The following is a 23,811-nucleotide window of genomic DNA, read 5'->3' on the forward strand; positions in this document are numbered from 1 at the left end:
TTCGTCAAAAACTACTTTTATATTGTCCAATATTTGTGTCCAAATAAAAGACGAATCTTCTATAAAGAAACTGTTTTTCACAATTCAGCCATATTTATTTCATTCATCCTACCCATAAAACGCTTGTTATATCAATTTTACACTATTAATACAGTAATAACCTTATTGGTGAACGATTTGTGAAAATGAAATAACCATCATCCATTTCCAATATTATCTAGTAGAATATACTCAAAGCACATTTCCATTATTTTCGAGAGGGGAGAAAAACGTGGCAAAAACTAAATTAAACGTACCCGTCAAGGTTAAGAAGAACGAAGAAACTAATCTTTCCGGAACATTGATTTCTGTCTTAACACTTGGGGCATTCATTTTAATTGTATGGGCAAGCGTTTACTTTTTATTTTTAGATCGTCTGTAGAAGAAGGGAGAGATTATCGGCCATGCATATCCATAAATTTGAAAAGATATGGCTTATATTAGGGGTAACAGCACTTTTTGTATTTTTAACTGTATTAGGGGTCAGTGCATTTTATGATGGAAACCAACCGGCAAGCTGCCTGGTGACGATTGATCCAGAAAAAGTAACAGAAACTAAACCTTTTGATAAACCGGGTTTACATAAAGTTGAAGGGAAAGAATGGGATTACGAATTAGTATTCGTTGTTTCCGCGTTTAAATTTGACCCAGGTGAAGTTCAAATTCCTAAAGGTGCAACTGTAAAATTCATGGCTACCTCAACGGATGTTGTTCATGGATTTGAAGTGGCAGGAACGAATGTCAATATGATGATTGAGCCTGGCTATGTGAATGAATATACAAAGACATTCGATAAAACCGGTGAATATTTAATTTTATGTAATGAATATTGTGGTACGGGCCATACCATGATGACGTCTAAAATCGAGGTGGTTGACTAATGAATAGGAATCAAACTGATCTTAAAGTAAACAGAGCTGATGGTAAGCTCGCTATGGCCCACTTCTATGTGGCATTTATCGCACTGGCTCTTGGAGGATTCGCTGGCCTTTTACAGGTTCTTGTCCGATCAGGAAAATACACACTGCCTGCCGGAATTACATATTATCAAGTTCTTACTGTTCACGGTGTTTTACTTGGACTTATACTGACTACATTTTTTATAATGGGCTTTCAATTTGCAGCAATCAGCAAAACAAGCGGAACACTATCTAAAAAGGCAAGAACGGTTGGTTGGATTGGTTTCTGGATGATGACCATCGGTACAGCTATGTCAGCTACAATGATTCTACTTAATGAAGCATCCGTTCTTTATACTTTTTACGCACCATTACAGGCTCATCCAATTTTTTATTTCGGGCTGGTATTTGTTGTAGTGGGAAGCTGGCTGGACGGCGGAGCTATGGTTGCAGCTTATATTAACTGGAGAAAACAAAATAAGGGTAAAGTTGGACCTTTATTATCATTCATGGTCATTATCAATAATGTATTATGGTTTACAGCTACCCTTGGTGTCGCGGCTACTGTGTTGGTACAGATTATTCCATGGTCACTTGGATGGGTTGATTCTATTAATGTTCTTATTAGCCGTACGTTATTCTGGTATTTTGGACATCCGCTCGTATATTTCTGGTTATTGCCGGCTTATATGGTTTGGTATGTCGTCATTCCGAAAGTAATTGGCGGAAAAATATTCTCTGATTCATTGGCGAGATTATCGTTTATTTTATTCTTACTGTTTTCTGTACCTGTTGGCTTCCACCATCAATTAACGGAGCCTGGGATTGATCCTGCATGGAAATTTTTACAGGTTATTTTAACTTTCCTGGTCATCATTCCATCCTTAATGACAGCTTTCTCCATGTTCGCCACTTTTGAAAGTGCAGGACGTGCAAAAGGCTATAAAGGAATCTTTGGATGGTTTAAAGCCCTTCCTTGGGGTGATGCGCGCTTTACGGTTCCTTTTATCGGAATGGTTGCTTTTATCCCTGCTGGTGCAGGAGGAATTGTCAATGCTTCCAACCAATTGAACCAGGTTGTACATAATACGATTTGGGTAACAGGACATTTCCATCTAACACTTGCTACCTCTGTTGTCTTAACTTACTTTGGTGCCATGTATTGGTTGGTTCCACATTTAACCGGCCGTAAGCTTACTAAAAAAATGAATAAATTAGCCATCATCCAAGCTATGACATGGGCAGTTGGAATGACCTTTATGTCTGGCGCCATGCATTTTGCAGGTCTGCTGGGTGCACCAAGAAGATCATCCTACTCCACATATGGCGGTTCCGCTCAGGCTGCTGAATGGATTCCATATCAAATCGCTCAGGCCGTTGGAGGCTCCATCCTCTTCATTGGTATCATTTTGATTTTAGTTATCTTCGTTAATCTAGCTTTCTTTGCCCCTAAAGGTGATGAAGAGTTTCCGATTGGTGAAGTATCAGAAAAGGCTGAAAAAACACCTTTCATCCTTGAAAATTGGAAGCTATGGATTGGTATTACAGCAGTTTTAATCATTCTCGCCTATACCCTGCCATTTGTAGACATGATCCAAAATGCACCACCTGGGTCAAAAGGATTTAAGCTCTGGTAAAGGTGCTATGACAAAAAACTATAGCAGATGCGGATGACAAATATGTTCTCTGCATCTGTTATTTTAATTATTTTGATATTTGAGAGTTTATTTGTTTATAAAATTGTATTTTCATATATTGGTGTACGCTTTAAAGTATCAATTATTCTACCTAATCTAAGAGATACCTGATTAGCTAACCATTATTGAGCGAAAAATGAAGTATATGAGCGAATTCCATCATATATGTGCGATTTTCAACTTAAAAGAGCGAATTCTTAATTATATGAGCATCATCAGAATTAATTGCGCGAACGGGAAAATAATTGAGCAGTTTTGAGCCTAATTGAGCTTTAAAAATAGCCTTTGAGCGATTTATTTAAGGATTGAGCTAAACTAATTCATCCGTTCCAACCGTCATAATCAGCCTCTTTCTTCCCCTGTCATCCATTCTCCACAGCAAGTGAACAAGCCAAAACCTTTCCTCAGCAATAAATAAAGGCGCCGTCAAGCATCTAAACTTCTACTTAACGAACACCTTTTTATTGTTTATAAATCATACAGTGCAGTATATTTTTCTTTTAAATACGTTATCAAATACTGTGGATTTAATCCTTCTCCCGTAGCATCCTTTATAATCTCTAAAGGCAATTTCAACTTTCCATACTGATGGACATGCTTCGTTAACCATCCAGTAATTTTGTTATAGTCTCCATTTTCAATAGTTTCATCGAAGTTCGGAATATCCTTCAGCATTGCAGCTTTGAATTGAGCTGCATACATATATCCGAGTGCATAGGATGGGAAATACCCAAACATGCCACCTGCCCAATGGACATCCTGTAAAACTCCTTCACCATCATTTTCAGGCCGGATTCCCAAGTACTCTTCATACTTATCATTCCAATGCTTCGGCAAATCAGCTACTTTTAGATCTCCATTAAACAATCCCTTTTCTAATTCATACCGAATCATAATATGCAAAGGATACGTGAGTTCGTCAGCCTCAATCCGAATTAAGGAAGGCTTTGATTCATTAATAGCCTTATAGAACGTATCGAGGTCAATATTATCAAATTGTTCAGGCGAGACATCTTTTAATTTATCAAAATTATGTTTCCAGTAGCTAAGATTACGGCTGATAAAGTTTTCAAAGAATAAGGACTGAGATTCATGGATACCCATTGATGTACCGGTACATAAAGGTGTTCCTTCTAATTCTTTATTAATATTTTGTTCATATACGGCATGTCCGCATTCGTGTATGGTACCAAATAGAGCAACACGGAAATCTTCCTCAACATATTTCGTTGTAATCCTCACATCATTTGCGTTTAAAGCTGTAGCAAACGGATGGACTGTATTATCCAGACGTCCCGCTTCCAGGTCATAACCTAATTCCTGAATCAATTCCATACATAATTTTTTCTGTGCTTCTTCACTAAATGACTTATATATAAAGTTCGTTTCTAGATTCTTATTCGATTCACCAATCTTTTTCACAAGCGGTACAATTTCTTCTCTTAGCCTGGCAAATACATCATCCAATATCTCAACTGTCATACCCGGTTCATACAAATCGAGTAATCCATCATAAGGATGATCAGCTTTTCCCCAATAGGATAAAAATTTCTTATTCACATCAATTAATTGTTCCAAATATGGCATAAACAACGAAAAATCAGATGTTTCTTTTGCCGTTTCCCATATACTTTCAGCCTTGGACTGTAGTTCAACATACTCCTTATACTCATTTGCGGGGATTTTACTCATCTTCTCGTATTCTTTTTTACATTCCTCAACAATGACAATTGTATTTGAATCCAACTGCTCCTTCAGTTCAGGCTTTGATAACTCTTCTATGTATCGTTCCATTTTAGTTCCGGTTGCCATTTCAGTATGTTCTTTCGATAAGATGGATAGCACTTGACTTCTCTTATCAATCGTTTTCTTTGGAGCCCCAGTGCGCATGTCCCATCCAATCAGTGCAGATGCTTCTCTGAATGCATCCATGGTATGTATATAGTCTAAAAACTCTTTTTCTAATAGGTTTGTCATATAGATCCCCCTTCTCCTTAAAGTATACTGAATATTTTACCATATTAAGTATACTAGGTAGATAGTTTTATATACGAATATGCGTACTTTTCCTACCAGTCCTGAAAAAGTCTAATTACCTAGTATTCCACCATTTCAAACTAAATAAAAAATGCCAACCCTTGGGGTTAGCGTTTACTTTTATTGCTGATTGTCTTCAAATTCCCTTTGTGTTTTTTCCGCGGCATCTTTCCCCAATATTGAAAATAAATCTGTACAAATAAAATCCTTGAATACCTTTCGTTTTTTCGTGGCGTGTTTGATAACACATGAATTTCTTGATCACTTACGAGTACTATTTCAGATATTTTTACCTGATTACTTTTTCGCATATAAAAACCATAAACAGGCTGGATAAAAAATTAATTAGGACAGATAAAGCTATAGAAATATGGTATACACAAAATAAATCCCTAAAGGGTGCTTATTTCTGCCCTCAAGACTAACTTATTTCCTTTGCCTCCTTTATTTTATGAAGTCACTAATTGCGTCTCTAAGGCTTTGTATTACAAGGCAAGAAGTAAGTCCTCATATCTGGGCTTTTCTTTTTCCAAGAAGTAAACGAAACTAAAAAATGTAAATCAAACAAGCAATGATGATTAATACTACAGCGATAGTCCAAAGCATTAGAATCAACTCCTTTCAAATAGAAGAGAAGTAGTGACTATGATTATTTGTATAGCAAGACGCCGCAAAATAGACCAATTAGGCATGTACCAATTATATTTTTGACCACATAAAATAATCAGCTCCTACACAAAAAAGATGAGAAAGACAAAAAAAAGACGACTCTATAAGAATCGTCAATCTATAATGTGGTAAACGTAAAATCAGGTTATTTAATATCTCTGGAAATGACGTCATATCAACCTTTTCTCGGCGGTCTCTTTCCCCAATACTGATAGTAATCCGTACGGATAAAACCATTAAACAGCTTTCGTTTTTTAGTGGCCGGTTTGCCATAAAACTGCTCAAAGTTTTCATCAGAAGTCAGCATATAAACAGACCAAGTTTCAAATGGACGGAGTGCTTCCCCCATCTCTTTATACATTTTCTCAACGGAAGGACGATCGCTGAGGCGTTCACCATATGGAGGATTCCCAACAATTACGCCATATTCCTTGGTCGTTGTAAAATCACGGACCTGCATTTGTTTAAAGTTAATTAAATCCCCAAGTCCTGCTTCCATAGCATTTTCTTTTGCGATTTCAATCATCTTATGGTCAATATCAAACCCCGAAATGTCTAATTCCTGATCATAATTGGCCAGTTCTTCTGCTTCCTCTCTGACTTTATCCCAAATAGAAGAATCAATAATAGGCCAGTCTTCGGAAATAAAATCACGATTAAATCCAGGCGCAATATTTTGGCCGATTAACGCAGCTTCTATCGCAATCGTACCCGATCCGCAGAATGGATCAACAAATGGACGGTCCGGAGTCCAATTCGTCAGCTTCACTAATGCTGCTGCAAGGGTTTCTTTTAATGGCGCTTCACCCTGCCCTGTTCTGTATCCACGTTTATGAAGGGCCTGAGGGCCGGTTGTATCAATCGTTAATGTGGCTTTATCTTTTAAAAGCGATACTTCTACACGATATAATGGTCCATTTTCATCTAACCATCCATCTTTTTTATATGCTTTTTTCAAGCGGTCCACTATGGCCTTCTTCGCAATCGCCTGGCAATCTGGAACACTGAATAATTTAGATTTGACCGATTTACCTGATACAGGAAATTCAGCCGTGACATCCAAATAATTCTCCCAAGGAAGTTTTTTTGTACCTTCAAATAATTCATCAAATGTATAGGCCTTAAATTCGCCTACAAGAATTTTCACCCGGTCTGCTGTTCTAAGCCACATATTGGCTCTGGCAATGGCAAGCTCGTCTCCCTGAAACAGTACTCGTCCATTCTCGACTGTACATTCATACCCAAGGTCACGTACTTCCTGTGCGACAATCGCCTCAAGACCCATTGCTGCTGTAGCTATTAATGTAATCTTCATTGTTTCACCCTATCTAATCATATTACTTTTCCATTAAATTAAGTCGTTCGCGTCTTTTATCATACAACTCATACATTTTGAATGCAAACCAAATCAGCATTTCTCGTCTATATTACCGCATTAAATTGTGGTTGGTTTCATCCATAGCTTCGAAAAATCTGCATAGCCAAAATTCTTAATGCTAATATTCATAATATCATCTGAAAACAGTACACTTCGTTTGGAATAGTATAACGGCAATATTAAAGCAGATTTCATTAATCTTCGTTCCATTTGTTCATGAAGCTCACTCCACTTTTCAAAAGGAGTATTAGCATACTGGTTTAATATCTCGAATCGCTCTCCTTTATCTCCTAGGACTTGGGCAAGCGGAGAGGAACTCAACAATAAAAAATGAAAAAAAGATAAGCTATGATTCATTTCAAATACTTCTCCATGGATAAAAAAATCTGTACCATGATCTGTATATCCATTTTGCAGACTTTCTTCAAACGTGATCTCTTTTAATTTAACAGGAATACCTGCGGTTTCCAAAATCCCCTTTAACCAAAAGATAAGCTTTTCTGTATATGGAGTAGTCTGTAGAACAAGTGGTTTGGATACCTCTATAAATGGAACTTGATCCACTATGTATGGGTCAGATGGAGAGCGCAAAATACCACTTTGATTCGGTATAATTTTTGGATCCAATTGATTAATTTCATTTCTCCTTGCACTGATAACATATTGGATATAATCTCTTACTTCCTGCTTATTTATATCTGAATTGCGGTACGCATTCATAATCACAATACCAAACCCTGAATCACTCTCAACCTTATATGTTTCGATATCATCCTCTTTTACAGAGGATCGATAAATAGTCTCAAACCCCATCGGCATCTGAACAAATTCTATACAATCGAGCAGAGCTCTTTCCTTGTAATAGTCTTCAAACGCACGAAGAATTGTTTTTGTTTCATCATTTTTTTCCAGATAAAAGCTGCCCGTTCCAATTAATTTTCCATTGTTTACTTTATATATACTTGAGTTTATGGTGCTTAAGAGATGCAATATATAGCTGCACTTTTGTTTCAAGTTAATTTCTACCACATACTGTGCGGGGGAATGAATTCTTTGGACAATAAACCATATATCCCTGTGAATTGGATGATCACGCAAAGATTCCAAGCACCTTACAACATCATCTGCTGAAAGGTAGGAACCATCATGAAATTTGACTCCTTTTCTTATGTAAAGTCTTAACAAGCGATTCGAGCTTTCCCAGCTATGAGCAAGCTCAGGCCATATTTCATTATCTTCAGTCAGGTAAATCAAGCGATTGTAAATATTAGAAACTAAGTTAGCGCTATGTATATCGAGAGCTTCAAGAGGATGAAAGGACAAAAATGGATCCTTTCTAGGAATGATGAGTTTATCCTTTCCCTCATCATTAAATCCAAGCTTAGTTTGAAAGAGTCTCATCAGACGTAGTTTGCATTCAGAGGACCAATGCAGAGTTAGCCATTTTGCACTTTTTTCAATTGATTCATGATTGATTATATATTCCATTTCTTTTTCATATATGGATTCCACATTTTTGACCCACTCTATCTTAGTTGAATGTCCCCGTCCTTTTCCTGGCTGCAATCTAAACCACCCCTCCTCATGCCATCTTTGCATATATCTGGAGGTTTGCTTTGGACTAAGTTCGAGTAAATCCGCTATCTCTGCCTGTCTTACATATCCCGTTTGAATATGCTGCCAAAGAGTCAGTAGTTTAGGTTCCATCATCTACCCCTTTTCACCATAAAAGTAGACATTTATCAATTAATTGTCTATTTTCAGAAGCATCAGTCTAGTTTAATATAATCGATACAAAGGGGGTAAAACAATATGAAATTGAAGAATTTGCCACAAAATATTAAAGTACGGTTAGGCACATCTTTTTTTAACAGAATGGCATCAAGCTCTGTGATGCCATTTATGGCTTTGTATTTTGCTCATGAATTGAACAAAATCTGGGCAGGTGTCTTCTTGATTTTTACCGTCCTTATTACATTCGTTGCTAACCTGCTGGGAGGATATCTATCAGACCGTTTCAAAAGGAAGAAAATTTTATTAATGACTTCCTCTACAAGTGCCTTCATGTTTTTGATGATGACTTTGACCTTAATCCCTGAGAATGACTGGGTTTGGCTATTTGCAATTTGCTATGTTGGATATATGATTTCAAGTAGTCTTGGAAGGCCAAGCATGAGTGCAATTATTATGGATTCTACTACAAAAGAGACAAGAAAATTTGTTTATGCTCTTGATTATTGGCTCATTAATTTATCCATGGCCATTGGGGCAGCAATGGGAGGACTTTTATACAGTAATCATCAACTTGAATTATTTATCATCTTAACGTGTACATCCACCTTCATTGCCATTGCTTATAAAATTTGGCTGATTGAAGGTACGGTCCGTCAGTTAAAGCAATCACATAAAAACTTTCTGATTGATTTACTTCATAACTATAAAATTGCCCTTCAGGATACTCGCTTTGTAAAACTCGTACTTGGATTCATGTTTATCCTTTCCGCTGAATTCTCACTAAATAGTTATATTGGGGTTCGATTATCAGAATCCTTTGAAGTCATTAACGTATTCGGATACCAAATTGGCGGTGTCCAAATGTTAAGTTTGATGAATATAGAAAATATGTTATTAGTCGTCCTTTTAACGTTTATTGTTTCCAATATTACGAATCGTTTTTCAAATAAACGTGTGTTAATCATTGGCCTGCTTATTTATGGTGTAGGGTATACATTTGTTACATCAGCCAATAGCTGGTATATGCTCTTATTATTTGGGTTTATTGCCACGATTGGCGAATTGATGTATTCACCTGTTTATAATACTGAACAGGCAAATATGATTCCTGAGGATAAAAGAGGTTCTTATTCTGCTTTTAGTAATATATCCTATAATGGCGCCGACTTAATTGCAAGATCAACCATCATAATAGGCGCTTTTGCCGCTCCGATGATGATGTCCGTTTATATCGGCCTGGTTATTGCGGTCGGAACTTCTCTTGTATATTTCAGCCTTTTTTATAAAGAAAAATATCAAAGAAACATCCAGACAAATACATAGTAATAATTTGAGTCAAGCTTTACCTGAAGCATAATGATTGTCATAAAGTACCGCATTAAAACAGGCTGCCGATCTAATCGGCAGCCTTTCATTCTTCCCTTAGTGGAAGTAGTTTTATTCAGGTAATACATTTCCAAGATAACGTCCTGTAAGCCATGTTCTGTTCCTTCGTACTGCAATCGACTGGAATGTCTCGTACTCCGGTGGTAATCATCTATCTTCAGACTCCTACGAGTCTGCCCTTTCCCCTCGTTCATTTCCTTGGGAAAGGCGCCCCTACCAAATTTGGGTTTCTCGCTCGCGGGGTTTACCTCGTTCCACCCTTTTTGTTTCCAAAAAGGCTCCGTCACTGTGGCACTTTTATAGGTACCGGTGCCATATTCTAAAAGAACTTAGGCACTTTCCCAGCCGTCAGCCTGAAACAGACTGCCCTAGCTTATTGGGCTAGGCACGAACACTACAGGCATCTCAGCCTGTGCGAGCATGGACTTTCCTCTACAATTTGCATTGCAGCGATTACCCAGACGTTATCACATGCAATATTCATTATACCCTCATTTCAACTATAAAACAACTGTTATCATTTGGAAGATATTTTATTCGTAAAGCTTACTTCCAAACACATGCTTTTCTAAGTTGGATAAGCGTTTTAAAATATCGAAATTGGTGGTACCTGTTGCTTGCTGAACTGGTTGTACAGTTCTTTTCGGCTGTTCTTCCAATTGTTTTTTCAGCTTCATATTCTCTTGCTGAAGTGATTCAATTTCCTGATGAAAAACCTCATAATCCTTTATAACTAAATCCAGGAATTGATCAACATCTTCTTGTTTGTATCCTCTGACACCCGTTTTAAATTCTTTCTCTAAGATATCCTTTGCGGTCAACTTTGTTTTATCTGAGAGCATTTTATTCACCTCAAATTCATACGACTAATATATAATATTTTTTCAAAAAAAGTGCTGTTTGTCAATTTCCCTCTTAATAATCTTCCCATTGTGCCTCATCAATTAAACTTTGCAGGTCCCAAAATGTTATTTGAATGATAGGATAATCCTGTTTATTCTGTTTCTTTTTACCTTCAAACCAACTATATTTAGGGCTTCCGTCCTTTTCATCATCGTACAATATTAACATTTCATCGCTTTTATCGACAATAAATTGGTTCTTCAGCTTTAACTGCCATGGTCCTTCATATGGCTTCTTCGAAATAGCCTCCACATAGTCTGCCTGAAGCAGTATTTCTTCATACAGTTCTTTAACCGGTTCTTTCCAATTCTCTTCCTGATTTAAATAGGGTAATAAAACACCGAGCTTAAGATCTGGATACTCTTCCTGCAAATCAAAGACCACCTGTGCAGCCCATAGCTCCACTCCGGGCTGCCCTGTAATGATTACCCATTCCATTCCTTCCTCGAGAAGAGTTAACAGGCGACTCAGCAGTGCTTTTTTTATGTATTTTATACCCTCGTGATTTTGATCAAAAATACCAAGCTCGTGGGCCTTATATCCTGTTACGAATACGACTTTTCCCATATAAGTTCACATCCATTTATTACATTATACATTAAATAATAAAAGAAGAGGCTTTACGCCTCTTACTTTTAAAAGCCATAGCCACTGCCACTACCTGAGCAACCAGGTCGCGGGGGAGTTGGTGTACCAAATTGATTAGATTGACTATGAACACTATTGGCACTTTGGAAAGAATGTGGGAAATGATGTTGATGTTGATACACATGCTTATTCACTTCAAGAGTTTGAACTGGATGCACATGCGGTACTATATGTGTATAGCAATTTTCCTTAACAAATTGAATCGGCTGGTGGCAAACCGGTGGGCACACCTGCACTTTGTTACACCCTGGTACTTGAATAGGACCACAATGATGTTGATGATGACGACGACCGAACATACGCGTCTCTCCTTTCATTATCTATATAGCTTACATAAATAGACTATGAAAAGGTGGATAAGACTGTACTAAGGCAATCACCTATTTTCCGTTTATAAAAAAATGTTTCAGCATCAGAACTGCTACATTATAATTAAATAGAATTAAAAATTACCATCGATAACCCAATAACAACAAAGAATAAATAAAAGACAACCTTATACATCCGATTTATGTTCACTTCCTTCTGCAAATTAACAAAGGTGTATAACATTAATTTACATGGGATGCACAAACATAACAACCATTATTTAGTTTTCTTTTATTCCAATTTTTTCATTATCAAGTTTCCGCTCCAGACGGGAGATGCGGTGAAGGGTTGATTTCTCATGAATACCATGCTTATGAAATGAATATTCTCTAATTTTCACCAAAGCTTTTTTTGAATATTTCAGAGCTTTAGCATAATCCTTTTTCTTATGTTCAAAATATTTTGCCAGCTCAATCAGGGAACAGCAAACAATTACTGGCGTCTGTGCATTGCTCGCCTCTTCCCAAAGCTTTACTGCCGCTTCTTCATTTTTACTTTTTTTATATTCGTTTGCCAAATGAAAGAGTACCTTCAAGCGTTCTTCATCATGCTTGGATTCAGTAATTCCTTTCTCAAAGGAACCTATAGCACGCTCCCGATCCTTTAAATAAGAAAACCACCTTGCCAGTTCAAATGAGTCCTCATGCTCCAATGTTTTATCGTTTAATAAAAGGGCAGACAAATGAATGTACAATGTGATTAAAGATAAAATGTCCCATTCATTGTGTTTCATTATTTTAAAGACAGCTTCAGGATTCTGCCTATCAACATAATCAAAATAAATGATAGGGGCCAGGTATCCCGGTACGTCATCCTTTCTCTCGAAACCAAGTACCTCTTTTTCAACAACTGATAGTTTTACTCGATCCAATTTATTTTTCCACAGTCTTCTAGAAGCATGATATAAATCGAAATGACCGAAATCCGGTAATTTTGGCAAGTGCTGACGCAAAAGAGTATGCTGCGTAACTACTTGCGGCCAGTCAAATGCTTTTCCATTATAGGTGACCAACGTCTCATAATTCACTTTTTCTAAAAAGGTCTTATAAAACGGAATTTCAAACCCTGGTCTAGGGAGAAAATGTTGTCTGACCTTGATATGCTCATCCTCCAAAAAAGCATATCCAAGCAAAAAGATGGAAGTCCCTGCTCCGCCACCTAACCCGGTTGTTTCTGTATCGAAGAAAAACATTTGATTTGCTTCAAATCCTTTGGCGGAAAGAGGGTGCTTTAGGTCGCTCTCATTCCAAATCTTCACAATTTGTGGAAGCATATCAAATGTATACTTTCCATGCTGATAATTAAGTGGATAGCTGACCTCCCTGATTAGGCAATATTCATTCTCGTAAATAACAGGAAAGGCCCCGAATTCGCTCCATTGCTCAAAGAAAGGGATGACAACATTTTTAATAGGTGTATCGGGTTCAGGTTCAGAGCATACTTCCATACGTTTTTTTGAGCCTTCGCCAACATTTGTATTCAAATGCTTTTTCATCCGGTTTAGTTTATTTTTAATGGACATGTAATTTGTCACCGGCCATTCGGTTTCCAAGAATGGATAACACTTTAATGGAATCCTCCTTTAAAGACGAGCCAGTGCCTTCCATTCCGACACAGGATGGGCAGCCATTTTCACATGGACAGACTCTAATTGCCTGAATCGTCTCCTGAATAATTTGTTCACTGTTTTCGTACATATGCTTGCTTAAACCAATTCCTCCCGGATAATGATCGTAAATAAAAATGGTCGGAAGCTCGTTATGTGTTGCCTTTACTTGAGGGTAAACATGAATATCCCCCGGATCACACAGCACATAGACTGGAATGATGCCTCGCAGAGCGTGAGCAGCACCCATTAGCCCTTCCTCGAGCCGCTCTTCCTTCCAATCGACACTCCCTTCCTTTAGAGAGAGCATACATGCATTCGTATGAATTTCTTCTTCTGGTAAATGGATTGGTCCCGAACCAATATTTTCATGTGAGTCAAATCTGATTTTCTTGAAGATGGTTGCCATAGCTCGAACGGAAACATCTCCAAATGTAGTTTCACTTTTCGGATTAACGTTTGTTCGGTCAATTTCCAGCACATCTACCTGAACTGCAAGATTTGCATCCGTATAGTAATCCACATTGACCTCGCGTACATATGCCTTCTTTTCTTCCCAATCCAAATACTCTACCTGATATTGGATTCCTTGATGTAAGTAAATGGCTTCATCATGTAGAAGAGTCATAGCTGAGAATCGGTCCGTTTCTCCGATAACCTGCACTTTTGGATTAGTTCGGTCTATAATGACCACATTCTCCTGCGAAGCAGATCTAAGACTGATTTCATGTGCTGGGAAAGCATCATTCATCCAATGCCATGTATCTTTATTTTTGTGCAATACATGCTCCTCTGCCAAATATTCCAGAATTTCCGTAACCTCTGCAGCGCCAAATTCCTCCCCTTCTTTAAACGGGATTTCAAAAGCTGCACATTTTAGATGATCAACAAGGATTACCAGATTATCAGGATTAATTCTCGCTGTTTCCGGACTTTTATTAAAGAAGTAATCAGGATGTTGGATGACAAATTGATCTAATGGACTGGAGCTCGCAACCATGATAATCAACGCCTCGCCGTGACGCCTTCCTGCCCTGCCTGCTTGCTGCCAGGCACTGGCTATTGAGCCTGGGTACCCCGTCATAATGCATGCCTGGAGCTGTCCTATATCCACGCCCAGTTCAAGTGCATTCGTGCTGACAACCCCATAGATTGATCCATCTCGCAATCCCTTTTCAATTTGCCTCCTTTGTGTCGGCAAATATCCCCCGCGATAACCCGTAATCGCCTTCGGTCCCAATTGTTTCGAAATTAATTCCTGTAAGTACGTAACCAATATTTCAACACGGACACGGCTGCGCGCAAAAACAATTGTTTGGATTTTATTCCTTAAAAGAGTGCTAGCTATCTTTCTGACCTCTAATATGGAGCTTCTGCGGATATTTAAAGGTTTATTGACGATTGGCGGATTATAAAACACAAAATGCTTTTTGCCTGCTGGTGCACCATTCCGCTCAATTAAGATCATTTTAGATTCCGTTAATTGTTCTGCAAGTTCCTTCGGATTGGCAATCGTTGCAGACGTACAAATAAAAATCGGATCACTTCCGTAAAAACGGCAAATTCGCTTTAACCTTCTGATCACATTAGCCGTATGACTTCCAAATACTCCCTTGTACGTATGAAGCTCGTCAATAACAATATACTTCAGATTTTCAAATAAACTGACCCATTTCGTATGATGGGGTAATATTCCGGAATGTAACATGTCCGGATTTGTCATTACGATATGGCCTGCTTTGCGGATTTTTTGCCTGATACTAGTCGGTGTATCACCATCATACGTATAGCTGTTAATATCTGCATCTGCAGCATCAATCAGTTCCTCTAATTCAGATTTTTGATCATAGCTCAATGCTTTTGTCGGAAATAAATAAAGAGCTCTTGTATCTGCATTCTCAAGAATCGATTGGAGAATCGGTAAGTTATAACACAATGTTTTCCCTGAAGCAGTAGGAGTGACCGCCACAATATTCTTATTATTTCTTATATATTTATAAGCTTCGGCCTGGTGGCTGTATAGAGCTTCAATCCCTCTTTTTTCAAGGGCAGACTTTAACTTTTCATTTAATTCAGTTGGAAAGGGTGAATACGTAGCTTTTTTTTCATCGATGGTATGCCAAAAAGCAATATTGTCTTTGTATTGTTCATCCTGTGAAAAATCATCTATGAACTCCACTAAATTTTTCTTCCCAAACATGATGCACACCTCATTTCTGTCATCATTGTACCGAATGAACGTTCCCTTGAAAAGGAAAAAGTCGCATCTTTTTCAAGATACGACCTTCCAATTATTGATTCACTTTTTCTATGAATGAGGTAATAGCCGTGGATACTTGCTCCGGGGTCTCAAATATTCCCATGTGCCCGGCTTTATCAATAACTATTTGTGTAATATGCTCTCCGCTCACAGTAAATACTTTCTCTATCGGTACAACCTCATCTCTTGCACCGGCTACGAGAAGAGCTGGGATATCGTTCCTTTGCAGCACATAATTCTTATCTTCACGATTTTTCATAGCCTTTAAAGCACCGATGATGCCTGTTGGTCTCGTTTCAACGCCAATATCATACAAAGTTTTCAGCATCTCTTGTTCGTTTTCCCTTGTTTCTTTTGACAGCAATTTAGGGATCAGATCCTTAACGAAAAAGGAAACTCCCTGTTCTTCTACTGTAGAGACACCTGCTGACCGTTTTTTCTTTGCTTCAGGGGAATCTGGTAATGCAGTGGAATGAATGAGTCCATATCCGCTGATAAGATCGGGATGGTGATCCACAAAGTCAAGGGTAATATATCCTCCCATTGAATGACCAAATAGATAAGCATCCTTTAAATCATGTTCAATAAAGAAATTATACAAATCCTCTGCCATATCATGAATATCGTATCCAATCTTTGTAGTATCTGTTTCGCCATGACCTCTTACATCAACAGCAATTACTCGGTAGAATTTCCTTAAATAAGGAATCACTTTTTCCCAGTAATCCTTGCTTCCGCAAAAACCATGCAGTAAGATAATAGGCTTTCCAGCGCCTTCTTCCTTAAAAGCTAATTTCACAAGATTATTCTCCATTTACTTCCACACCTTTTCATTTAATGATAATTAAATCTAAAGATCCGTCCCCGCATATTTTCTACGTTCAGGGTGGAGTCTTTTACATGTATGTATGATTCGATATTAAAAAGAGACAAGCTCAACTTCTAAAACTTTCTCTATATTTACCCATTCATTTTACCATTATCCCTCCTGTTATAACATTGCTTAAATATAAAGCAAAACCGCCATTATATAGCCAAATGACTATGATATCTTCGTTTACATCGTACTCCTTTATCACCCTAATTATTTAACAATTAAGAATAGCCTGCATATGCTAAAGATAGAATCATCAGAGGAGGAGAATATATGGCTCAAAACAAGAAGAATGGTGCATTTGAACCGCTCCGTAACTTCATTTCACAAATGGATGATTTGTTAACCGAGAACACAAGGAGCGGACTATTACAGTCTATGGATGATTTTTTCCAGAACCAAAAAATGTTTGCAAGCTTTCCCGTTGAATGGGAAGAAACAGAAACCCATTATATTATTCAAGCTCCTATCGCAGGTGTCGACAAAAATTACATTGAAATTGATATATCGGGTAGTAAATTAACAATATCATATGAAACTGTACGAAAAGTAAATAAAGGCGATCAAATCTATGCTACAGAAAAACAAAAGAAATCGAGAAGCTTTACATTCCATTACCCAATTGACGAAGAACAAATTGAGGCTAGCCACGAAAATGGCTTATTAACAGTCAAAGTCCCCAAATCAAAAAAGAAACGCATATCTATCCGATAAATAAAAAACTGCCGATCTATAACCGGCAGTTTTTTATGTGGTTACTTTAAATATAGAACCTACACCTTTTACTAAATTGGATACCTGATTCATTGAATTTAACATCATTCCCGCAGTATCAATCATTTTATTAAAATCGATACTGCCTTCCTGTGTTTTAAATTGATTAAGAACCGATGAAAAATTACTGCCCTGATTTTTTTGCATAAAGCTTTGTTTAGGATATGGATTAGTAATAGCTGTATTCATCTGCTGTAAAGGATAAAAATCTTCATCCTTAGAGTATAATGGGTTTTGAAATGGATTCACCTGTTCTTTTGGGTATTGATTCGGCATTTCCTGCTGCGGATAGCCGTAAAAATGTTGATCCTCCATCATACCGCCTGACATTGGCATACTTCCTGGATATTGCTCCATATAGTATGGATTAAAGGATGGCTGTTGATACATTTGGTTAGGATAGTAGGGTTGGTAAGCAAGGTTTCCTTCAAAAGGATTCAATTGTTGTTGCTGAATGCTCTCCGGCCCCCAACTACCCTGTGGTTGAACTTGAGGAGCCCCAGTTCCAGCCGGATAGATGTTTCGATATTCATATGGAGGCAAGCGGGATGCAGCCGGCATTCCATAATAAGGATTAAAATCACCATTACGCCTTCTAGCTTTCTTCTCAAGAAGTGGTTTAAGCATAACTCTCCCTCCGCTCTAACTATATACTTATACAGTATGCAGCATCTGGGATTGGGTGCTATACCGTTACTCCCCGTTCACTTCTTCCATCCGAATCTGTTCGAGTACAAACAAAGCTGCATTGCAATGTTTAATGAATCTCGACTTGCTTGACTCCGGAAAGTAACAATGGACAGAAACTTGTAAAACATTATTATGGGTATTCTTAATCTGCATGAGGGATAGATATTTAGGTCTTTTATCAGCTACCCATTGCTCAGCCTCAATAAGCCATTCATCTGCCAGCTGCTTAGTATGGTCGGCAAACGGCTTAATCACAGTGTGGAAATCTGCACGCTCTTCCGTTTCGCGTGCTTCTCTATAGATTTTTTCAGCATCTTTAACGATTTCTATCAAATCGATTGTCTTTTGATAAAAGTTATCTTTCATTTACATTACACCCTTGTTCTTTTTACCTAATCTAAACAGAATTTCCGAAAAAATGATACTATCTTGTATTTTACGTTAAATGAGCCAATTTCAATATAGACAGTTGTGTATCATGTTTGTAATCATCAATAAAATTATTCATTTTAATTTGAATATCTGCCATATCCATATCAATCTTCCTGGCTTCAGTTTTGATTGTATACGTGAACTCGGCTATTGTATCATTTACTTCATTATCTGTTTTTCTAATTATTTCTTCCTCAAGGGCTATTATTTCCTGCTCCAATTCCCTTAGCAATGTGATGATATTTTCTTTGGAACTCATGCACCTCACCCTTTCCTCATTCTTATACACTTAAGGTTTCGATTTAACTATTTCAATCCCTTCATAGACGACAAAACTAGAAGAGTATCGGCAAAGAAAACAGAGACGGCGCACGTAAATGCTTCCTTCGACAACTTGCATAAACTCTCTAAACATAGACAACCTAATGAATAGGAGGTGTAGTCATGAAGAAAAATACATCAGCTGCTCAAGAGAAAAAAAAGAAAAGCAATAACGCATCCAGCAAGCATACAGGCAATCCAAAACTAGATGGTCCAGATAAACCATCAACTTAAAACATTAGCTACCACTTACTTAATAGCCGGAGGATTTTATATTCTCCGGCTTTTTATTATTCTCTTTCACTTATGTCGCTTAAAAGATGACCTCGATAACATTCTTCTATATAATCATATACTCTAACCTTTTTATCTAAAAAGTACCTTTGACGAATCCAGCCAATTTATTATAAACTTCGAAGTGCCTTAGTTTCGTTTACATTCTATCAATTTAGTATTTATTGAAAGAGAAATACACGTTTATCTTATTATAAAATTACATAAATGAGTATCTGTACTAATTATTTAAACTTTCTATGTAAGTAATAATGAATTTTACAATTTTGATGCTATTTTTGTTATGATAAGGATGGGCTTGGAGGGATACTATGTCTATAAAATATCCTAATGGAAAACAATATAACCCGATTGCGAAAACCGGCAGCAAAGTACTGAAACAGAAAAAAGTGAATTATTCTAATCGGGGAATGACATTGGAGGATGACTTAAACGAAACAAATCTTTATTATATAGAGAATAACATCGCAATTGTTCACAAAAAGCCAACACCCGTTCAGATTGTTAATGTGTCTTATCCTAAGAGGAGCGCTGCAGTCATAAAAGAAGCCTATTTTAAGCAAGCCTCCACAACGGATTATAATGGTGTATATAAAGGCAGATACATTGACTTTGAAGCGAAGGAAACCAGACAAACAACCTCTTTCCCTTTAAAGAATTTTCATGAACACCAAATTGTCCATATGCGCAATATCATTAAACATGGTGGGATAGCCTTTATTATTATGCGCTTCAGTGTAACAGAGGAAATTTACTATTTACCGGCTGAGACACTGATCTATTATTGGGAAGAGATGCTATCTGGCGGTAGAAAATCTATACCAAAAAAGGATATTGAACATACAGGTGAAGTGATTCCGCTTGGGTTTTCACCAAGAATTGACTATATTAAGATAATTGACAAAAAATATGGTACCCAACTATTTTAAATGGTCCTTTATCCTGAAAGGAAGGTATGTAACACAATGTCAGATCAATATAAAACAAGGACAGAAAAAAGAAAATATGCAAATTCCAAAAGAAATAAAAAACAAAAGAAACAATCAAAATCATTATTAAAAAGAACCTTAATTGTTTTAGCTGCACTATTTATTATTGCAGGTATTTCAGTTGGAGGAGTTTTTGCATACTGGGCTGTCACAGCTCCTGAGATTGATGACAGCGCCCTGATTGATCCTATTTCTTCGAAAATCTATGATAAAAACGGAGATATATATACAGAAGTAGGCTCAGAAACAAGAGATTACGTCGATTATAAGGATGTTCCTAAATTGATGGAAAATGCCATCCTGGCAACTGAAGATGTGCGTTTTTATAAACATCATGGAATTGATATTATTCGCGTTGGCGGAGCTTTAATTGGAAACATAACAGGCGGCTTCGGCTCTCAGGGAGGTAGCACCATTACCCAGCAGGTAGTGAAAAACTCTTTCCTTAAATCAGAAAAAACGATTAAACGTAAAGTACAGGAAATGTACCTTGCTTTTCAACTTGAGCAAAAATATTCTAAAGAACAAATTTTTGAAATGTATGTTAACAAAGTATATATGTCATCCGGAGTCCATGGGTTTTCCACAGCATCCAAGCTGTACTTTGGCAAAGAATTGAATGAGCTTACCTTATCTGAAGCTGCCACGCTGGCAGGTATGCCGCAAAGCCCAAATAATTACAACCCGTTTACGTATCCGGAAAAAGCGGAAAAACGAAGAAACATCGTACTTAAACTAATGGAAAAAGCAGGTTTCATCACTGCGGAAGAACACGAAAAAGCGCAAGCCGAAAGTGTTGAAGATAGCTTAGTACCAGAAGAAAAACGCGAGAAAACAACAAACACAAAATATAATGCTATTGTTGATCAAGTCATCGATGAAGTGGAAGAAATTGGAGACTACAATATATACACAGATGGCCTTCAGGTATATACGTCCATCGATCCTGATGCACAGGAACTAATGGAGGAAATACTGAATAGCGATAAATATATCGACTACCCGAATGATAAATTCCAGGCTGGGACGGTCTTTATGGATACAAAGACCGGAGAAATCAACGCAATGGGCGGTGGAAGAAACCAAGAAGTAGCCCGTGGCTTTAACTATGCAACAGATTTAAAAACAAGGCAGCCGGGTTCAACCATTAAACCAATTCTTGATTACGGTCCAGCAATTGAATATTTGAAATGGTCGACTGCTCATATTATTAAAGATGAACCATATAAATATAGTTCCGGACAATCAATTGGTAGTGCAACGGGTACCTATAAAGGGAATGTAACGATTCGTGAGGCGCTTTATAAATCACTTAACGTCCCTGCCGTTAAAACACTCCAAGAGGTTGGTGAAGATCAAGCTGGTAAATTTGCAAAAAAATTAGGTGTTGACTTTGGGGAAATTTACGAAGCATCCGCAATCGGCGGTGTAGACAAAGCAGCATCCCCTCTACAAATGGCAGGTGCCTATGCTGCATTTGGTAACGAGGGTATCTATAATAAACCGCATGTCGTAAAAAAAGTAGTTCTAAGAGACAATGATACTGTTATTGAAACGGCACCGGAACCACAAGTTGCCATGAAGGATTATACAGCCTTTATGATTACAAACATTTTGCAGGATGTTGTGACTAAAGGTACAGGAACTGCAGCCAATATTCCAGGTCTTCACATTGCAGCAAAAACAGGAACAACAAACTACTCTGCAGAAGACCGGGCAAAATATAATATTAGTAAGAGCAGTTCACCGGATGCGTGGTTTATTGGATATACAACGAATTACACCATGTCTGTTTGGACGGGCTATGATCAACAATTAAAAAATCCGATGAGTAAGCAGGAAACAAAAATAGCCGCAAAAATCTTTAAAACAATGATGGGCAAAATGTCTGAGAATGTGACAACTGATAATTTCAAACAGCCAAGTTCGGTTGTCAAAGTTGCCCTTGAAAAAGGAACAAACGCTAAAGCAAGTGAATATACACCAAGTGATCAAATTGTATATGAGTACTTTGTAAAGGGACATGAACCTACTAAAACATCAGAAAAATATACAAAACCAAATGCGCCTTCTGGTCTCAACGCTGCTTTTGATGAAGCATCTAATCGAATAAACGTGAGCTGGAAATATGATTCTTCTAATGACGCAGAATTTAATGTTCAGGTTGCCGTGGATGGCGGAGACAGACAAACGTTAACCACTACAAAGGAAACTTCCTTTAGTCTCGATGCTCCAGAAGCCGGGAAAAAGTATACGTTCTATGTAACAGCTACTGTAGACGGCCAGGAGAGTGACTCAGCATCTACATCTGTTTCTATTCCTGAAGCTGCTCCAGAGGAGGAAGAACAGCCTGAAGAGCCGACTGAGGACAATACAGAGGATCCAAACCAACCTAACCCAGACAATGGCACAGGTAATGAAGAAGATCCGAATGAAGGTAACAATCCTGAAGAAGGTACTAATCCTGGTGAAGGCACCAACCCTGGCGAAGGCACCAACCCTGGCGAAGGAACTAACCCTGGTGAAGGAACTAACCCTGGTGAAGGCACCAATCCTGGCGAAGGTACTAACCCTGGTGAAGGCCAGCCAGAACCACAGGATGAGGATGGGCAAGAACAGCCTGCTGCGAGAAGTAATAGTACTTCCCAGCCTGACGAAACTTCCTATCTGATTCCACCTGCTATTCAAGAAATGCCTAGACATATACGTAAAATTGCCTAAACCGTAAACCAGAACATTTTGAAATGAAAAGTTTCAAATTCCTATAAACAACAACTAAAATGCACTTCATGGTTAGACTTATTCTAACAATGAAGTGCATTTTTTTATGCTATATATGCGAATAACTTTCTACTGTAAACTAATCACAATAGATAACTCTGCCTATAGATAAAGTTATCTAACTGCAGAAGTCACCTTTATTTCATCCCCCCTGCTTCACCACAATATACTCCAATCCTCAAAAGATACAATTACTACTACATCAATTTTTTGATCCACTTAATGCAATCCCTTCAATAAACTGCTTTTGGAAAATAAAGAAGGCGATAATTAGTGGAATAATTGCCATGAATGATCCAGCCATCACTAAAGGATAATTAGTAGCATATTGTCCGTTTAGAGTTGCCAAGCCCGCAGATAGCGTCATTTTGTCTGGGGATGTATTTACAATCAACGGCCAAAGCAAAGAATTCCAGCCATATAGCAACGCAAAAATCGATACTGAAATGAGCGCAGGTTTAGACAAAGGCAGGATAATACTGAAAAATATACGTAACCTGGAGCAACCATCAATAACGGCGGCCTCTTCCAATTCTTTTGGGATTGTCATAAAAAACTGTCGCAGCAAAAATGTACCAAAAGCTGAAAACAGACCTGGAATAAATAAAGCTGGAATTGTATTTAATAGATTCATATCTTGGATGATTAAGTATTGTGGAAGTAAAAATATTTGCCCAGGAACCATTAAAACGGATAACATCAGGATAAATAATGTCTTCTTAAAGGGGAATTCAATTCGTGCAAAGGCATAAGCCGCCATTGCAGAAAGAAACACTTGTCCTAATGTGATGACCGCCGTAGAAACGAAAGTATTTAAATAATATTGACTAAAAGGTAAAAGTGTAAAGATGTCGCTAAAGTTATTCCATTGGGCAACTTCAGGAAAAAACTTTGGAGGAATACTGATTGATTCACTTTTTGTCTTGAGTGCAGTTAGCACCATCCAAATAAAGGGGAACACCATCATAATGGAACCAAATATAAGTAATACGTGAACAACCCATTTTCCTTTGTTTTTTTTCTTCATCATC

Annotated in this window: 20 protein-coding genes and 1 other RNA gene; 7 read left to right on the forward strand and 14 right to left on the reverse strand. The window is 37.7% G+C overall.

Translation table 11 applies throughout. The features are described 5' to 3' along the window. Positions 1-271 precede the first annotated feature (271 nt). From AC4G3O_RS02500 to AC4G3O_RS02510, 3 genes are read left to right on the forward strand one after another with little or no spacing between them, the layout of a single operon-like run. Positions 272-421, forward strand: coding sequence for a cytochrome c oxidase subunit 2A (locus tag AC4G3O_RS02500; RefSeq protein WP_066107311.1), 150 nt, complete (start codon positions 272-274; stop codon positions 419-421). Positions 422-443: 22 nt separating this feature from the next. Beyond that, positions 444-920: a cytochrome c oxidase subunit II gene (locus AC4G3O_RS02505; RefSeq protein WP_066107315.1), complete on the forward strand. Its 477-nt coding sequence runs from the start codon at positions 444-446 to the stop codon at positions 918-920. Continuing rightward, entirely contained in the window at positions 920-2,575 is a 1,656-nt protein-coding gene (locus AC4G3O_RS02510) for a b(o/a)3-type cytochrome-c oxidase subunit 1 (RefSeq protein WP_066107318.1), read from the forward strand. Before AC4G3O_RS02505 ends, AC4G3O_RS02510 begins: the two co-directional genes overlap by 1 nt. Before the next feature lie 528 nt (positions 2,576-3,103). Here the strand turns inward: AC4G3O_RS02510 and AC4G3O_RS02515 are convergent. The 3 genes from AC4G3O_RS02515 to AC4G3O_RS02525 all read right to left on the reverse strand — a co-directional run bounded on the left by AC4G3O_RS02515 (position 3,104) and on the right by AC4G3O_RS02525 (position 8,426). After that, complete coding sequence (locus AC4G3O_RS02515; protein ID WP_491135765.1) at positions 3,104-4,612, reverse strand: carboxypeptidase M32; 1,509 nt, start codon at positions 4,610-4,612, stop codon at positions 3,104-3,106. Between the two features lie 904 nt (positions 4,613-5,516). Beyond that, positions 5,517-6,656 carry a THUMP domain-containing class I SAM-dependent RNA methyltransferase gene (locus tag AC4G3O_RS02520; RefSeq protein WP_066107325.1) on the reverse strand — a complete coding sequence of 380 codons (1,140 nt, stop codon included), beginning with the start codon at positions 6,654-6,656 and terminating at the stop codon, positions 5,517-5,519. A gap of 120 nt (positions 6,657-6,776) precedes the next feature. Next, complete coding sequence (locus AC4G3O_RS02525; RefSeq protein WP_181162013.1) at positions 6,777-8,426, reverse strand: ABC transporter substrate-binding protein; 1,650 nt, start codon at positions 8,424-8,426, stop codon at positions 6,777-6,779. Between the two features lie 105 nt (positions 8,427-8,531). Between AC4G3O_RS02525 and AC4G3O_RS02530 the strand changes: the two genes are divergently transcribed. Further along, entirely contained in the window at positions 8,532-9,776 is a 1,245-nt protein-coding gene (locus AC4G3O_RS02530) for an MDR family MFS transporter (protein ID WP_139891763.1), read from the forward strand. Between the two features lie 144 nt (positions 9,777-9,920). Here AC4G3O_RS02530 and rnpB read toward each other — a convergent pair. From rnpB to AC4G3O_RS02565, 7 genes are all read right to left on the reverse strand, one after another. Next, positions 9,921-10,304: RNase P RNA component class B (gene rnpB / locus AC4G3O_RS02535), an RNA gene on the reverse strand. 68 nt (positions 10,305-10,372) lie between these two features. Continuing rightward, entirely contained in the window at positions 10,373-10,681 is a 309-nt protein-coding gene (gpsB, locus tag AC4G3O_RS02540) for a cell division regulator GpsB (protein ID WP_066107334.1), read from the reverse strand. Positions 10,682-10,754: 73 nt separating this feature from the next. Next, entirely contained in the window at positions 10,755-11,309 is a 555-nt protein-coding gene (locus tag AC4G3O_RS02545; protein WP_066107337.1) for an SLOG family protein, read from the reverse strand. 68 nt (positions 11,310-11,377) lie between these two features. After that, the gene (locus AC4G3O_RS02550) at positions 11,378-11,689 is read right to left on the reverse strand and encodes a CotD family spore coat protein (protein WP_491135766.1); all 312 of its coding nucleotides are present in this window, start codon (positions 11,687-11,689) and stop codon (positions 11,378-11,380) included. Positions 11,690-11,979: 290 nt separating this feature from the next. Further along, positions 11,980-13,281 (reverse strand): ribonuclease H-like domain-containing protein, encoded by a 1,302-nt coding sequence (locus AC4G3O_RS02555; RefSeq protein ID WP_066107339.1) that lies wholly within the window; start codon positions 13,279-13,281, stop codon positions 11,980-11,982. Then, a complete protein-coding gene (locus tag AC4G3O_RS02560) occupies positions 13,271-15,565 on the reverse strand; it encodes a DEAD/DEAH box helicase (protein ID WP_066107342.1) in 2,295 nt (764 codons plus the stop codon). The genes AC4G3O_RS02555 and AC4G3O_RS02560 overlap by 11 nt, the downstream gene beginning before the upstream one ends. A 91-nt stretch (positions 15,566-15,656) precedes the next feature. Beyond that, the gene (locus AC4G3O_RS02565; RefSeq protein WP_066107345.1) at positions 15,657-16,439 is read right to left on the reverse strand and encodes an alpha/beta fold hydrolase; all 783 of its coding nucleotides are present in this window, start codon (positions 16,437-16,439) and stop codon (positions 15,657-15,659) included. Between the two features lie 333 nt (positions 16,440-16,772). On the opposite strand from AC4G3O_RS02565, the gene AC4G3O_RS02570 reads away from it, so the two are divergent. Further along, complete coding sequence (locus tag AC4G3O_RS02570) at positions 16,773-17,213, forward strand: Hsp20/alpha crystallin family protein (RefSeq protein WP_066107346.1); 441 nt, start codon at positions 16,773-16,775, stop codon at positions 17,211-17,213. 33 nt (positions 17,214-17,246) lie between these two features. On the opposite strand, the gene AC4G3O_RS02575 is transcribed toward AC4G3O_RS02570, so the two are convergent. The 3 genes from AC4G3O_RS02575 to AC4G3O_RS02585 form a co-directional block, all read right to left on the reverse strand. Then, positions 17,247-17,900, reverse strand: coding sequence for a YppG family protein (locus AC4G3O_RS02575; protein ID WP_225983585.1), 654 nt, complete (start codon positions 17,898-17,900; stop codon positions 17,247-17,249). Positions 17,901-17,966: 66 nt separating this feature from the next. After that, positions 17,967-18,329, reverse strand: coding sequence for a YppE family protein (locus AC4G3O_RS02580; protein WP_066107351.1), 363 nt, complete (start codon positions 18,327-18,329; stop codon positions 17,967-17,969). Between the two features lie 70 nt (positions 18,330-18,399). Continuing rightward, the gene (locus tag AC4G3O_RS02585; protein ID WP_066107354.1) at positions 18,400-18,654 is read right to left on the reverse strand and encodes a hypothetical protein; all 255 of its coding nucleotides are present in this window, start codon (positions 18,652-18,654) and stop codon (positions 18,400-18,402) included. A 667-nt stretch (positions 18,655-19,321) separates the two neighbouring features. Between AC4G3O_RS02585 and recU the strand changes: the two genes are divergently transcribed. Together recU and AC4G3O_RS02595 are read left to right on the forward strand one after the other, a co-directional pair. Then, positions 19,322-19,939 carry a Holliday junction resolvase RecU gene (gene recU / locus AC4G3O_RS02590; protein ID WP_066107357.1) on the forward strand — a complete coding sequence of 206 codons (618 nt, stop codon included), beginning with the start codon at positions 19,322-19,324 and terminating at the stop codon, positions 19,937-19,939. A gap of 36 nt (positions 19,940-19,975) precedes the next feature. Continuing rightward, positions 19,976-22,720, forward strand: coding sequence for a transglycosylase domain-containing protein (locus tag AC4G3O_RS02595; protein ID WP_491135767.1), 2,745 nt, complete (start codon positions 19,976-19,978; stop codon positions 22,718-22,720). A 262-nt stretch (positions 22,721-22,982) separates the two neighbouring features. On the opposite strand, the gene AC4G3O_RS02600 is transcribed toward AC4G3O_RS02595, so the two are convergent. After that, positions 22,983-23,810 (reverse strand): carbohydrate ABC transporter permease, encoded by an 828-nt coding sequence (locus tag AC4G3O_RS02600; RefSeq protein WP_139891755.1) that lies wholly within the window; start codon positions 23,808-23,810, stop codon positions 22,983-22,985. Position 23,811 lies beyond the last annotated feature (1 nt).

The organism is Bacillus sp. z14 (2026) (genome assembly GCF_058313575.1).

Coding starts and splice junctions, on each gene's coding strand:
- AC4G3O_RS02550 (WP_491135766.1), bottom strand. CDS start 11,689: ATGTTCGGTCGTCGTCATCATCAACATCATTGTGGTCCTATTCAAGTA.
- AC4G3O_RS02515 (WP_491135765.1), bottom strand. CDS start 4,612: ATGACAAACCTATTAGAAAAAGAGTTTTTAGACTATATACATACCATG.
- AC4G3O_RS02570 (WP_066107346.1), top strand. CDS start 16,773: ATGGCTCAAAACAAGAAGAATGGTGCATTTGAACCGCTCCGTAACTTC.
- AC4G3O_RS02525 (WP_181162013.1), bottom strand. CDS start 8,426: ATGGAACCTAAACTACTGACTCTTTGGCAGCATATTCAAACGGGATAT.
- gpsB (WP_066107334.1), bottom strand. CDS start 10,681: ATGCTCTCAGATAAAACAAAGTTGACCGCAAAGGATATCTTAGAGAAA.
- AC4G3O_RS02595 (WP_491135767.1), top strand. CDS start 19,976: ATGTCAGATCAATATAAAACAAGGACAGAAAAAAGAAAATATGCAAAT.
- recU (WP_066107357.1), top strand. CDS start 19,322: ATGTCTATAAAATATCCTAATGGAAAACAATATAACCCGATTGCGAAA.
- AC4G3O_RS02520 (WP_066107325.1), bottom strand. CDS start 6,656: ATGAAGATTACATTAATAGCTACAGCAGCAATGGGTCTTGAGGCGATT.
- AC4G3O_RS02575 (WP_225983585.1), bottom strand. CDS start 17,900: ATGCTTAAACCACTTCTTGAGAAGAAAGCTAGAAGGCGTAATGGTGAT.
- AC4G3O_RS02530 (WP_139891763.1), top strand. CDS start 8,532: ATGAAATTGAAGAATTTGCCACAAAATATTAAAGTACGGTTAGGCACA.
- AC4G3O_RS02555 (WP_066107339.1), bottom strand. CDS start 13,281: ATGTCCATTAAAAATAAACTAAACCGGATGAAAAAGCATTTGAATACA.
- AC4G3O_RS02565 (WP_066107345.1), bottom strand. CDS start 16,439: ATGGAGAATAATCTTGTGAAATTAGCTTTTAAGGAAGAAGGCGCTGGA.
- AC4G3O_RS02505 (WP_066107315.1), top strand. CDS start 444: ATGCATATCCATAAATTTGAAAAGATATGGCTTATATTAGGGGTAACA.
- AC4G3O_RS02560 (WP_066107342.1), bottom strand. CDS start 15,565: ATGTTTGGGAAGAAAAATTTAGTGGAGTTCATAGATGATTTTTCACAG.
- AC4G3O_RS02545 (WP_066107337.1), bottom strand. CDS start 11,309: ATGGGAAAAGTCGTATTCGTAACAGGATATAAGGCCCACGAGCTTGGT.
- AC4G3O_RS02600 (WP_139891755.1), bottom strand. CDS start 23,810: ATGATGAAGAAAAAAAACAAAGGAAAATGGGTTGTTCACGTATTACTT.
- AC4G3O_RS02510 (WP_066107318.1), top strand. CDS start 920: ATGAATAGGAATCAAACTGATCTTAAAGTAAACAGAGCTGATGGTAAG.
- AC4G3O_RS02585 (WP_066107354.1), bottom strand. CDS start 18,654: ATGAGTTCCAAAGAAAATATCATCACATTGCTAAGGGAATTGGAGCAG.
- AC4G3O_RS02580 (WP_066107351.1), bottom strand. CDS start 18,329: ATGAAAGATAACTTTTATCAAAAGACAATCGATTTGATAGAAATCGTT.